The organism is Aminithiophilus ramosus, assembly GCF_018069705.1.
Classification (GTDB): Bacteria; Synergistota; Synergistia; order Synergistales; family Aminithiophilaceae; genus Aminithiophilus; species Aminithiophilus ramosus.
Genome location: NZ_CP072943.1, coordinates 2,386,444 through 2,399,630 on the forward strand (window position 1 = coordinate 2,386,444; position 13,187 = coordinate 2,399,630).

At 67.2% G+C, this 13,187-nt stretch carries 9 protein-coding genes; 6 read left to right on the forward strand and 3 right to left on the reverse strand.

The window, feature by feature from the left end; genetic code table 11:
* Positions 1-119: 119 nt before the first annotated feature.
* Complete coding sequence (locus tag KAR29_RS11045; protein WP_274373046.1) at positions 120-1,211, forward strand: glycerol dehydrogenase; 1,092 nt, start codon at positions 120-122, stop codon at positions 1,209-1,211.
* A 451-nt stretch (positions 1,212-1,662) separates the two neighbouring features.
* Positions 1,663-2,535, forward strand: a complete 873-nt coding sequence (locus KAR29_RS11050; protein WP_274373047.1) for an MBL fold metallo-hydrolase — start codon at positions 1,663-1,665, stop codon at positions 2,533-2,535.
* Positions 2,536-2,607: 72 nt separating this feature from the next.
* On the opposite strand, the gene KAR29_RS11055 is transcribed toward KAR29_RS11050, so the two are convergent.
* The 3 genes from KAR29_RS11055 to KAR29_RS11065 all read right to left on the reverse strand — a co-directional run bounded on the left by KAR29_RS11055 (position 2,608) and on the right by KAR29_RS11065 (position 7,498).
* The gene (locus tag KAR29_RS11055) at positions 2,608-4,821 is read right to left on the reverse strand and encodes an APC family permease (RefSeq protein WP_274373048.1); all 2,214 of its coding nucleotides are present in this window, start codon (positions 4,819-4,821) and stop codon (positions 2,608-2,610) included.
* 416 nt (positions 4,822-5,237) lie between these two features.
* Positions 5,238-6,281: a hypothetical protein gene (locus KAR29_RS11060; protein WP_274373049.1), complete on the reverse strand. Its 1,044-nt coding sequence runs from the start codon at positions 6,279-6,281 to the stop codon at positions 5,238-5,240.
* Between the two features lie 545 nt (positions 6,282-6,826).
* Complete coding sequence (locus tag KAR29_RS11065; RefSeq protein ID WP_274373050.1) at positions 6,827-7,498, reverse strand: hypothetical protein; 672 nt, start codon at positions 7,496-7,498, stop codon at positions 6,827-6,829.
* A gap of 114 nt (positions 7,499-7,612) precedes the next feature.
* Here KAR29_RS11065 and KAR29_RS11070 point away from each other — a divergent pair, with 114 nt between their 5' ends.
* The 4 genes from KAR29_RS11070 (at position 7,613) to KAR29_RS11085 (ending at position 12,006) form a co-directional block, all read left to right on the forward strand.
* The gene (locus tag KAR29_RS11070) at positions 7,613-8,572 is read left to right on the forward strand and encodes a helix-turn-helix domain-containing protein (protein ID WP_274373051.1); all 960 of its coding nucleotides are present in this window, start codon (positions 7,613-7,615) and stop codon (positions 8,570-8,572) included.
* A gap of 261 nt (positions 8,573-8,833) precedes the next feature.
* Positions 8,834-10,102, forward strand: coding sequence for a TolC family protein (locus tag KAR29_RS11075; protein WP_274373052.1), 1,269 nt, complete (start codon positions 8,834-8,836; stop codon positions 10,100-10,102).
* Positions 10,103-10,105: 3 nt separating this feature from the next.
* Positions 10,106-11,302 carry an efflux RND transporter periplasmic adaptor subunit gene (locus KAR29_RS11080; protein WP_274373053.1) on the forward strand — a complete coding sequence of 399 codons (1,197 nt, stop codon included), beginning with the start codon at positions 10,106-10,108 and terminating at the stop codon, positions 11,300-11,302.
* Positions 11,303-11,304: 2 nt separating this feature from the next.
* Entirely contained in the window at positions 11,305-12,006 is a 702-nt protein-coding gene (locus KAR29_RS11085; protein WP_274373054.1) for an ABC transporter ATP-binding protein, read from the forward strand.
* Positions 12,007-13,187 lie beyond the last annotated feature (1,181 nt).

Genomic DNA, 13,187 nt, shown 5'->3' on the forward strand with positions numbered 1-13,187 from the left:
GTTATCCGAAGGACAAAATATCGAAAGCCCCTCTCTTGCGCCTCCCGTTCCGCTGGCCTTTGATGAAAGGGACTCCATCTCACGGGAGCATCCCTTGCCGAAGAGAGGAAGTGAACGCCATGATCAGCACCACTCTTTTTCCCGGGCGTTACGTCCAGGGCGAAGGCGCCCGCAGGCAGATCGGCTCCGATCTGAGCCGGCTGGGCGCGAGGGGACTCGTCATCTGCGGTCCCACCGTTTTCAGGAAAGCTCTCCCCGACTACGAGCCTTTCATGAGAAAGGCCGTCGACGTGACCGTCGAGACCTACCGAGGCGAATGTTCCGACGAGGAGATCGCCCGCCTGCTCGGCCTGGCCCTCCATTCCAAGGCCCAGTTCATCGTCGGCCTCGGCGGCGGCAAGGTCCTCGACACGGCCAAGGCCGTCGCCTACGAGGCCCGCCTCCCCGTCGCCGTCGTCCCCACCATCGCCGGAACCGACGCCCCCTGCAGCGCCCTCTCCGTCATCTACACCGAGGAGGGCGCGTTCAAGCGCTATCTCGTCCTGCCCCGCAACCCCGATCTGGTCCTCGTCGACACGGAGATCGTCGCCCGGGCTCCCGTCCGCCTTCTCGTCTCCGGCATGGGAGACGCCCTGGCCACCTGGTTCGAGGCCGAGTCGTGCAGGAAAGCCTACGCATCGAACATGACGGGCAACGTGGGCTCCCTGTCGGCCTACGCCCTGGCCCGCCTCTGCTACGACACGCTTCTCGAAGACGGCCTGGCGGCCCGCACGGCCTGCGAGGCCCGCATCGTCACGCCCTCGCTGGAGCGGATCGTCGAGGCCAACACGCTGCTGAGCGGGCTGGGCTTCGAAAGCGGCGGCCTGGCCACCTCCCATTCCATACACAACGGCCTGACCGTCCTCGAAAGGACCCATGCCTTCTACCACGGAGAGAAGGTGGCCTTCGGCACCCTGGCCTCTCTCTTCCTGACGGACAAGCCCGTCGACGTCATCGACGAGGTCTTCGATTTCTGCGAGTCCGTGGGCCTGCCGACGACGCTGGGCCAGATCGGCCTGGCCGACGTCTCCGACGAGGAGCTCCTGGCCGTCGCCGAGGCGAGCTGCGCCGAGGGGGAGACGATCCACAACGAATCGGTCCCCGTCACGCCCCGCAGCGTCTTCGCGGCCCTCAAGGGCGCCGACGCCGAGGGGCGGCGCCGGGCCCGCTGAGCAAAACCCCGGCTCGGAGACTTCCCGCCGGGAGCCCTGAGCCTTGAAGAGCCTCATCGAGGCCGGCCCTCCGGCGGGAGCGACCTGCCGGATCGATGGGTTTTTCCCGCCGGCCCCGCCCCTCCGGATTCTTCCCAGGGGCTTTTTCTCCGCTTTCGGGAAAAGGCCCCTTTCAGAAGTTTTTTTCGCAACCGGGCGCCGTCAGCCATCGAAGCAGATCCCGAGTCGAGCCTCGAAAAGGGAAAATCCTTTTTACGGAGAATCGGCACGGGAGCCCCCTCACCGGCAAGGCCGTCGAAGGCGGGGCTTTCCCGGACGGCACCGGTCTCGAAGACCGTCCGTCAGGCACTGGGCGCCGCTCCTTCCTCGAAAAAGCTCGACAGGGGCCTTCCCCTTCTGCCCTTCGAGGGGCTAGGATGGAAGAAGACAGGCCTTTCTGGAGGTGCCCGACATGCTGGACAGATTGACTGTAACGATCCTCGCCGAGGACAGCGTCCCCTACGAGAGCCCCCTGCTGGGACAGCACGGGATCTCCCTCTGGATCGAGGCGGAGCGGGAGGGCTCGACCCGCCGCCTCCTCGTCGACGTGGGGCAGAATTCCGACGCCCTCCTCCACAACGTGAGGGAACTGGCCATTCCCCTCGAAAAGACCGATGCCGTCGTCATCACCCACTGCCACTACGACCACACGAAGGGGCTGAGCCGGATCGTCGAGGCCATCGGGAAGGGAGACCTGCCCGTCGTCGCCCATCCTTCCCTCTTCCGGCCCCATTTCGTCGTCGAGCCCTTCCTCCAGCACGTCGGCGTCCCCTTCGAGGACGGGGCCGAACGCCTCCGTGCCGCAGGGGCCCGGCTCATCCTCGCCGCCGATCCCCTGCCGATCATGGCGGGGCTCACGACGAGCGGCGAAGTGCCCCGCAGGACCGACTTCGAATCGCCCGGCATCGATCTCTACACCGTCGACGAGGCGGGGCGCCTCCTCAGTGATCCCGTCGCCGACGACCTGGCTCTCTTCGCCTCCGTCGAGGGGCGGGGCCTCGTCGTCGTCACCGGGTGCAGCCATGCGGGGATCGTCAACATCGTCCATCGCGGGCTGAATCTGACGGGAGAGGAGAAGGTCGCCGCCCTGTTCGGCGGCTTCCATCTCGTCGAATCCGACGACGAGCGCATCGCCAGAACCGTCTCGGCCCTCCGGGCCCTCTCGCCCGACCTCGTGGCGGCGGGGCACTGCACGGGTTTCCGGGCACAGGCGGCCCTCTACGGGGCCTTCGGCGACGCCTTCACCCCCCTGGGGGCGGGAAGGCGCTTCACCGTCGAGGCGTGAGGGCAAGAAGGGGCGCCTCCACGAAGGAGGCGCCCCTTCTTGCCCTTTTCCTCTTCGCCCTCCCGCCCCCCGTCAGGCCTCGAGGGCCACGTCACCCGAGCTGGAGACGAGGATCACGTCGCCCGGCAACTCGGTGACGGGGCGGTATCGGTCGATGAAGGCCTCCTCATGGCCCTCTTCCGGGGGCTCGAATCCGACGAAAAGGGCGGCAAAAGGCTCGCGGACCACCTCCGCACGGAGGGCCGAGAGGGGGTCATCGGTGGGGAGGACGACGATCTCGGCATCGATGCGGGCCAGGGCGAGACGGTCCGTCATCTCCGCCGTCAGATTCTCCCTGTCGGCACGGGGAGGCACGGGACAGAGGATGCGCAGAGGATGGTTCCGCCAGATGCGGTTCTGCTTCATCAGATGGGCCAGAAGGAGCATGAGAGCCCCGTTGTGGGGTTCGCGCCACCAGATGTTGAGGCTGCCCTTGGGGGCCTCTTCGTCGTTGCGTTCCACCCTGCGGTCGTAACGGACGACGACGACGCTCCGCCCCATGGCGCGGCAGAGACGGAGGGTTCTTCCGAAAAGGCCGACCCGCCGGGGGTCCTCGCTCCATCCCATGAGGATCGTGTTGGGCCGGACGCCGCCGATGCCGTGACATTGAAGAAGGGTCTTGATCCCCTTGCCCAGATCTTCCTCGACGACGACGGCCGGAAAGGCGGCCCGCCCCTCCTCCTGGATGTGGCGGCGAAGGAGTCTCTCGGCCTCGTTGCGGCGGACGACGAACTCTTCGACGTCGCCGAAGAGGATCTGGGCAAGGGAGACGACGCCACGTCCCGCCGAGAGCCAGCAGGCGTATTCGGCCAGGTGGTTGCGGCTCCAGGCGCCGCCGCTGAGGGCCAGGATCGATGGACGCCAGTTCTTGGGATGGTACCGCTCCTTCTCCAGGCGGAGCAGGGCCCATCGGGCCCTCTGGAAGGCCAGGCCGCTGGAGAGATCGCCCCAGGCGGCCAGCACCTCGGCCCGGCCGATGAGGCCGTAGACGGCGACCATGATGAGGATCGCCACAGCCGCCCAGAGGACGTTTATGAGAAACATGACGGCCAGGCAGAGCAAGGCGCCCAGAAGAGAGAGGGCCCAGTGGTGCCAGCGGAAGCGGGGGCGGAAGCTGGGGTTGCGCGTGATCCCCTCGAGGAAGCAGGCCAGGTTGAGCGTTCCGTAGGTGACCATGAAGAACATGGTGATGATGGGCGCCACGGCGTCGAGGTCGCCCAGGACGATGGCCGTCTGGGCGATGAGGAAGGTGACGATCGTCGCCCGGCGGGGTTCGCGGGCCGGGCCGCTCCCCTTGGCGAAGGGGCGGAGACGGGAAAAGACGTCGTCGGCGGCGAAGGCCTGAAGAACCCGCGGCGCGCCCATCATGCTTCCCAGGGCCGACGAGAGGGTGGCGGCGAAGACGCCGGCCGTGATGAGAAGAGGGGACCAGGCGATCTCGCGGACGATCAGTCCCTGATGGATGAGGGCCTCCTGGGGACGGGAGGCGCCCAGAAAAAGGGCCATGGAAAGGTAGATGGCGCCCGTGAAGAGGACGGCGGCGAAGGTTCCGTCGGGGATGGATTTTCCCGGGTCGCGGAGATCGCCCGACATGTTGACGCCGGCCATAATCCCCGTCACGGCGGGAAAGAAGAGGGCGAACATGGTGAAAAAGGACTGGCCCGGAAGGTAGGCGCTGTGAAGATTGGCCCTGAAGGTTTCGATCGAGCTCTGGGGCAGGGCTCCGGCGAGGAAAGAGAGGACGGAGAGGACCAGAACGGCCAGAATGCCGTACTGGACCTTGATGGTCCACCCCGCTCCGATGTAGACGCAGAGGAAGACGGCGACGTTGACGACGGTGGCGATGAGGCGGAAGGAGAGAGTGACGGGAAAGGTGCCGACGAAAGCCTCTGTGAAGCCGATGACGTAGAGGGCCACCGACGTGGCCTGGGCGATGTAGAGGAAGATGGCGATGACGCCGCCGTACTCGACGCCCAGAGTCCGGCTGATGAGGAAGTAGGCCCCTCCTCCCTTGACCTGGGTGTTGGTGGCGATGGCCGCCACGGAAAAGGAGGTGAGGAGGGTGATCGATTTGGCCCCCAGAACGATCAGGAGGGCGTTGAGGGTCCCGGCCTGGCCGACGACCTGGCCGAAACGGAGAAACATGATGACGCCCAGAATGGTCAGCGTCGTGGGGGTGAAGACACCTCCGAAGGTACCGAAGGAGTGTCCGCCCGAAGAGGTTCCGTTGCGTCTGTTTTCCGTCATCGCCTGCCTCCTTCTGCGGTGTCTGCCGTACGACGCATCAATCATCTCCGAAGACCCGCTTAACCGCAAGCCCCTTCGCGGCTCCCCGATCGGCAGGCTCGTCAGGACAACGCCCGTCGGGCCCGGGGCCCTTCGAATCGCCTCGCCGGTGCGGGTTCGAGGCGACGTCCTCTGTCTTTCGGACATCCCCGACCGGGCCGATGGAGTTTCCGTCCTGAATTTCCGCCCGCCGACCGGGGCCCGGCTCGACGGTGTCCTCCAATCCATGAGAGGAGGGCCCTTTCCCGCCGCCCCCGAGAGCGGAAGAGGCACCCCGTTCCGACATCGGCGAGGCCCCGCCGGAGGTCGTCGACGACGGGGCGAGGGCATAACGAAGGGGAGGCCCTGAGGGCCTCCCCTTCGTTATGCCCGATCGATCAGTGGCAGCCGTCGCTGCAGCCGCCGCCGCTTCCTCCCCCTCCGCCGCCGTAGGGATCCTTGGCGTCGGGCGCCGTGTAGTCGACGCCCGCGCCGTATTTGCCGAAGAGCTCCCTGTTCTCGGCGATGAAACTCTCGAGCTCCGACTCCGTCAGGGGACGCCCCACCGTCATGTCATCCATCGTCCCGCCGACGACGTTGACGAAGATCTCCCCGGGACTTCCCCCCTGGATCAGGCCGATGACGGCCGTCCCCTTGCTGATGGCGTAGGAGGTCTCGCCGACGCCCGGCGCCGACCGTCCCTCGATCTCGTTCAGGTCGCTGACGAGAGAGAGGCCGGCCCCCACGTTGCCGATCGTCCAGACGCCGACGGCCGCGAGGGGGGCGGCCACGGCCGTGGCGGGCATGGCCGTCACGGCCACGACCAGCCCCAGAGTCCCGACGGTCAGGACGGCGCCGCACTTGGTGACGGCCATGATCTTCGCCCAGTTCTCCCAGCCGACGGCCTGGCTGACTTTGGTATGCACGTAGGCGACGGGCGTCGTCAGTGTGCCGACGACCTTGTCGAATCCGCTCTTGACGGCGTCCTTCGCCTTGCCGGCGAAATCCTTGACGGCCTTGGCTCCGTTGGAGAGGGTGCTCATGGCCTGTTCGTAGGTCAGGCGGGCGCCTCCGGCGATCTTGTCCAGCTCCTGCTGGATCGCGTTCCTCACCATGGCCTCTTCGGGGCTGTCGAAGGCCTCGGCGGGGAGGACGGAGAAGAGGTCGACGAGGGCGGCGAGGCGCTGGTGAGGTCCGAATCGCCCCTCGAGGGCCAGCCGCGTCAGGTTGACTCTGTCGTCGAGCGTCTTGGCCGCCTTCTCCAGGGCCTCGAAAGACTTGTAGGCCTGTTCGAGACGGGCCCTGATCTCGATGCCCGGTGCGGGTGCGGTCTCGGTCTTTTCCAGCTTCATCATGGCCAGACGAGCCTGAAAACCCGTCGCCTGGACCAGCTCGATGGACTCGGCCAGCCGTGCCCGACTTTCTCCGGGCACGGGAAGCACCGTAGGAGCACGCTTCGCCCTCGACGCCGAAGCGCCCGTCGAAGATCCGCCCACGACGGGGGCGGGCGCCACGGCGGTCCCGTCCGCTCCCTGTGTGCTGAACGAAACGGCACCGGCCGGAGTTTCCCAGGCCAGGGCAAACAAGACCCACGACAGCAGAAGGACGACACGAGCTCTTCCCCTCACGGTCTCCACCTCCCGACTGAAAGGGCCCCGACAGGCCCTCGCCTTCCTCCCCTTTTTATCCTCTTCATTTGAAATGTATTCTACTACAAAATCGTCTCGGGGACATCCGTGTGCCGCACGGCTCTCCTTCTGCCGGAGGAGAGGGGGAAGCCCTGCTTCTGCCTGCGGCCACGGCAGAAGCAGGAGGTTCGCCCCTGCCGTCGAGGCGGTTTCAGGGATATCCGATCCGCGTCTCAGACGGAGCCCCCCGACCGAAGGGAGCCGATCCGGGGGGGGAAACGGAAGGCCCGAGGCGAAGGGACGACGCTCCGCCGATCGGTTTCCCCAGGCCCGGTAGGGTAAAATAATTCTCGAGGTCCTCAGGGGACGACGGCCATGGCCGTCGTCCCGGCTCCGGGATCGAGGAGGGCGACGGCGGACCGGATGGCCATGAGATGGGCGGCGATCGCCTCGGCCGCGAGGCCCGGCGCGCCGTAGACCGTGAAAAGGGCCCTCGACGTCTCGGGGCGGATGAAACTCTCGCCGTCGGGACCGTAGAGGACGCTGGAGAGAATGCCTTTCCCGTCGGAGAGGAACATGTCCCCCCGCTGCAGTTGCCGCTCCCGGCCTCCCATGGCCCGGTAGACCTCCGTGCCTAGGGCCACGTCGAGGATGAGGGGAACCGTCACGTTTTCCAGGTCGTGACCGGCCGAAAGAAGGCCGCTGCTCAGCTCGGTCATGAAGAGGATCGCCACGAGGGGCGACGGAGAGGCGATGGGCCTGCCCTTGAGGGCCACCGTCTCCACCTGGTGGAGCACGGGATAGCCCTGGCCGAAGCGACGGAAATACCCCTCGTAGGCGGCGAAGGGCGCCTCTTTGGCGATGTCCTTCCGCGTCTTCCCCTTATGGCGCCGCCGGACCTCCTCGGTCCTCTCGGCCGTCATCCTTTCGATCTCCCCCGAAGGAGAGGCGTTGCCGATCCCCTCCATGACCAGAAATCCGAAGGAGGTCTCGGGAAAGGCCTCTTTCCATGCGTCGGTGACTGCGATCATGATCGAATCCGCTCCTTTTCGCGAGAAGTCCGAGACCTTGCGTCCCGGCCCGGAACTCACCATAGCCCGACGGCCCCGCCCTTTCTTGAAGGGAATTGCCCTCCGGAGGCGATGATGGGAAAAAAACGCGAGCCCCGAAAGACGGCGAACCGCATGCGCTTCTGGCGATCCCCTCTCCTGCCGGGGATTCTTTTCATGGACGGCTCCTGTCGCGACGTCGTCTTCTCCCGCCACAGCCACGAGACCTACGCCTTCGGCGTCGTCGAAGAGGGGGCCCTCGGCTTCCGCTATCGGGGCCGGGACTTCGTGGCCACGCCGGGGACGGTGAACCTCGCCGTTCCCGGCGAGATCCACGACGGCCGCGGCGCCTCCGGTGAGGGGTGGCGCTACCGCATGGCCTATGTCGACGTGGCCGAGATGCTGAGGGTGACGACAGGCCTCCGCGAGGGGGAAGGCCCTCCCTTCATCGCCCCCGGCGTTCTGGCCGACGCCGAGCTGGCCCGGTTCTTCCGCGGCTTCCACGAAAGCCTCCGGACGGGCGGGCTCGACGGGCTTTCGGCCTCGACGGCCTGGACGCTCTTCGCCTGCCACCTTCTGCGGCGCCACGGAGAAAGAACCGGCGAGCGGCCGTCGCCCCTTCCCTCGGTCGGACGGGTCCGCTCCTTCCTGGAGGAGAACATGGACCGCAACGTCTCCCTCGAGGAGCTGGCGTCGCTCGTCTCGGCGAGCCCCTGGCACCTTCTCCGCGCCTTCCGAAGGGAAACGGGACTGCCCCCTCACGCCTACCAGATCCAGCTCCGGATCAGGGAGGCCCAGAGGAAGCTCCTGGCCGGAACGGCTCCCGTCCAGGTCGCCGCCGAAGTGGGTTTCGCCGACCAGAGCCATCTGACGCGCTGGTTCCGGAGAATCGTGGGAACAACGCCGGCGGCCTTCCTCCGCGACACGGGGCCGGCAAGAGGAACGGGACCCTTTCCCGCCGACGACGGGCCCCGCACCCGTTCGGAAGGGGCCCCCTCCCCTCGGCGAGGGGTGGCTCTCGAGCCCTCCTCCGAATCCGCAGGCGAAGAAGGGTAGAGATCCCCTCGGCCCGGCCGCGGAAAGGGGAGGACGAAACCGCCCCGGCCCCGCACCGACGAGGGATCTGGCGCGCCTCCCGAATCGACGGCCCCGACGAAGCCCGTCAGAACGGGACCCTCCGATCGAATCCCCTCTCGGAAGATCCCTTCCGGGCCGCAGGGGCGAATCAGGCCATTGTACCGGTATGACGGGAGAGCCCCGTCAGGTAAAATGATTGCCGAAAGCACGCCAAAATCCTTAAAGACAAGGAGTCCCTCCATGCGCCGGTCCGCCGCGTCGATGATCCTTTTCCTCTCGCTTCTTTTCGTAACGGCCCTCCCCGTTCCGCCCGCTCGGGCCGATCTTCCCGACGGCATTCTGACCCTGGATCGATGCCTTGAAATCGCCCTCTCCGCCAACCCCGACCTGGCCGCCGAAGAGGCCTCTCTCCGCGGGGCGGAGGCCGTCGTCGACCAGAAGAGGGCCCCTCTCCGGCCCTCCCTCTCCCTCTCGTCGACGCACAAGCAGAGCGAGGGAAGCGACAACACCTCGGCGGAACTGGCCGTAAGCCAGCTCGTCAGCGACGGAGGGCGAAGCGAGCTGGCCCTTCGATCGGCCCTGCTCGACCGCGACGAGACCAGGGACGGCGTCGTCCGCCGGCGGCAGCAGCTGATTTACGACGTCAAGGCCGCCTATTACGACGTTCTGAAGGCCCTGTGGAATCTCGACGCCGCCGAAGAGACGCGGGAACTCAACGAAAAGCAGCTCCGCCAGGCCCAGGCCGCCTACGAGGCGGGAGTCGCTCCCAAATCGGACGTCACGGCGGCCAGAGTCGATCTGGGCCAGGCCCGACTCGACACGACGAAGGCCGCCTCGGCCCTGGCCCTCTCCCGGTCGGCCCTGGGGAAGACCTTGGGGACCGACCTGCCTCCCCTCTTCTCCGTCGTCGAGCCCGAAACGACCTCCCCTCCCCCTCTCGACGAGAGAGAGATCCTCGAACGGGCCCTCTCCCTCCGTCCCGATCTCGGCGCGAAGGCCAAGGCTCTTCGCGCGGCCGAGCTGAACGTGGCCTACGCCGCCCGGGAACGGAGCGCCCAACTCTCCACCTCCGGAGGCTACGGCTGGTCCGACGGCGACGACGGGCAGTGGCAGATGAGCCTGCGCCTCTCCGTCCCCCTGGCCGACGGGGGACTCGCCTCGGCCCGCACGGCCGAGGCCAGGGCCGCCCTCGACAAGGTTCGGGCTCAGGAGGCCTCGCTGCGACAGACGGTGATCCACGAAGTCCGCCAGGCCCTCCTCGCCCTTCGGGAGGCCGAGGAAAACCTGGCCACGACGGAACTGAACCTGGACCAGGCCCAGGAAAACCTCGACCTGGCCCAGGGCCGCTACGGCGTCGGAGTGGGCAGCTCCCTCGAGGTCAGCCAGGCCGCCGAGGCCTTCACCCGGGCCCGGAAAAACCGCAACGACGCCCTCTTCGACTACCATCTCGCCCTGGCCGATCTGGAACGGGCCACGGGCTCATCCGTCACCGCCGAGGAGGCTCGATAGACGATGAAAAAGATCCTCGTTCTGCTTCTCCTGCTCGGAGCCGCCGGGGGCGGCTTCCTCCACTACCGCAACAGGCCCGAGCCCGCTCCCCGCTACCTCACCGCCGTCGTCGGCCGCGGCGACATCGTTCAGACCGTCTCGGCCACGGGCAAACTCCAGGCCGTCAACACCGTCGAAGTCGGCACCCAGGTCTCGGGAACGATCAGCGAGCTCTACGTCGACTACAACGCCTCCGTCGCCAAAGGGCAGCTCCTCGCCCTCATCGACAGCACCCTTTTCGAGGCCGAAAGGGCCAAGGCCGCCGCCGACGTCGCCGCCGCCCGAGCCTCCGTCGCCGAGGCCCAGGCCAACGTCGACGATGCCAGGAGGACCTACGAGCGCCGCAAGACCCTCTACGAAAAGGACTTCATCGCCGCCGCCGACGTCGACTCGGCCGAGACGACCGTCGCCACGACGAAGGCCCGCCTCCTCTCGGCCCGGGCCTCCGTGGCCCAGGCCGAGGCGGCGCTGCGCCGGGCCGAGACCAACCTGGGCTACACCCGCATCGTCTCCCCCGTCGACGGCATCGTCGTCGGCAAGAGCATCAGCGCCGGCCAGACCGTCGCCGCCAGCTACCAGACACCGACGCTCTTCACCATCGCCGAGGACCTGACCAAGATGCAGGTCGAGGCCGACGTCGACGAGGCCGACATCGGCTACCTCGCCGAGGGGATGTCCGTCGCCTTCTCCGTCGACACCTACCCCGAAAGCACCTTTCACGGCCACGTCCATCAGATCCGCCTCGAACCGTCGACGACGGAAAACGTCGTCACCTACAGCACCATCATCCACGTCGACAACCCCGACATGAAACTCAAGCCGGGCATGACGGCCAACGTCGAAATCGAAGTGGCCACGGCGCGGGACGTCCTCAAAGTCTCGGCTGCGGCCCTGCGCTTCTCCCCTCCCGAACCGGCCGAGGGGAAAAAGGGGCAGGGCGGAGGACAGGGAAAAGGGCAGGGCAAGGGGAACGGAAACGGCACAGCCCAAGGCGGCGCCCGCCTGTGGACGACCGACCTCCGCCCCATCTCCGTCAGGACGGGCCTAAGCGACGGCAGCTTCATCGAAGTCTCGGGCGACATCGAAGAGGGGCTCGAAGTCGTCACGGCCGTCATCGGCCAGAGCAACGGCGACTCGGCCAGGCCGCGAATGCCCTTCTGATCATGCCCCTCATCGAACTGCGCGACATCCGAAAGACCTACCTCCTCGGCGAAGTCCCCGTCCATGCCCTTCGAGGCGTCACCCTCCGGATCGACAAGGGGGAATTCATCGCCATCATGGGTGCCTCGGGGTCGGGCAAATCGACGCTTATGAACATCCTGGGCTGCCTCGACACGCCCACCAGCGGCGAGTACATCCTCTCCGACCGCAACGTGGCCCACCTCTCAGGCGACGAACTGGCCCGGATCCGCAACGGCCGCATCGGCTTTGTCTTTCAGGGCTTCAACCTCCTGGCCCGCACCTCGGCCCTGGAAAACGTCGAACTTCCCATGCTCTACGGAGGCATCCCCGCGAAGGAGCGCCACAGCCGCGCCGGTGAGGCCCTGCGCCTCGTCGGCCTCGAAGGACGGGAACGCCACCAGCCCCACCAGCTCTCGGGAGGGCAGCAGCAGCGCGTCGCCATTGCCCGGGGACTCGTCAACGGCGCTCCCCTCATCCTGGCCGACGAACCGACGGGCAACCTCGATTCGGCGACAAGCGAGGAAATCATGGCCCTCTTCCAGAACCTGAACGACGAAAAAGGCATCACCGTCATCCTCGTCACCCACGAACCCGACATGGCCCTCTACGCCCGCCGGATCGTCACCGTCCGCGACGGCCTCATCGTCTCCGACGAACCCGTCGGCAAGCGAAAAGTGAGCTGACGGCGCAAAGCCCCCGTCAGCTTGGGGCGGCGGGGTTTGCCCCTCCTGGGAGCGCGGCCATCTTGGCGGCGCGCGGGACGGGGCTATCGTCCCGCAGGGTTTCCCGGCTTGAACGACGTTACCTCGGCGATGGCGAAAGACGTGCCCCTGCTGGAAGCGCGTTTCGCCGGAGGCGGCGGGTTTTGCCCCTCCTGGGAGCGCGGCCCGATGTGGCGACGTGGGGCTCCTCGCTGGGATTCCGGACCCCGCTGCGGCGACATCCTGCCCCTGTCGGAAGCGCGGCTCGCCCGATGCGGCGGGGTTTTTGCCCTTGCTGGGAGCGCGGCCATCTTGGCGGCGCGCGGGACGGGGCTATCGTCCCGCAGGGTTTCCCGGCTTGAACGACGTTACCTCGGCGATGGCGAAGACGTGCCAGGGAACCCCTCCGTCCCTTCGGGCCGGGCGCGGGCAGGATGCCCACGCTCCCAGGAAAAGCCACTGCCACGAAACGGAACTTGCCGTTTCTTCCGAAGCGAGCCGAGACGGGGACGCTCCCAGGAAAACCCCGCTGAGAACGGAGGGTTGCTTGACGGAAAGCGCGCGCTCGACGACGGAGTGCCTGTTACGGGAGTAGACGGACTCGGCTGCGGCGCCAGGCTTTTGCCCTTGCCGGAAGCGCGTTTCGCCGGAGGCGGCGGGTTTTGCCCCTCCTGGGAGCGCGGCCCGATGTGGCGACGTGGGGCTCCTCGCTGGGATTCCGGACCCCGCTGCGGCGACATCCTGCCCCTGTCGGAAGCGCGGCTCGCCCGATGCGGCGGGGTTTTTGCCCTTGCTGGGAGCGCGGCCATCTTGGCGGCGCGCGGGACGGGGCTATCGTCCCGCAGGGTTTCCCGGCTTGAACGACGTTACCTCGGCGATGGCGAAGACGTGCCAGGGAACCCCTCCGTCCCTTCGGGCCGGGCGCGGGCAGGATGCCCACGCTCCCAGGAAAAGCCACTGCCACGAAACGGAACTTGCCGTTCCTTCCGAAGCGAGCCGAGACCGGGACGCCCCCAGGAAAGCCACTGCCACGAAACGGAACTTGCCGTTCCTTCCGAAACAGGTCGAGACGGTGACGTTCCCAGGAAACCCACTGCCACGAAACGGAACTTGCCGTTTCTTCCGAAGCACATCAAGACGGGGACGCTCCCAGGAAAACCGTC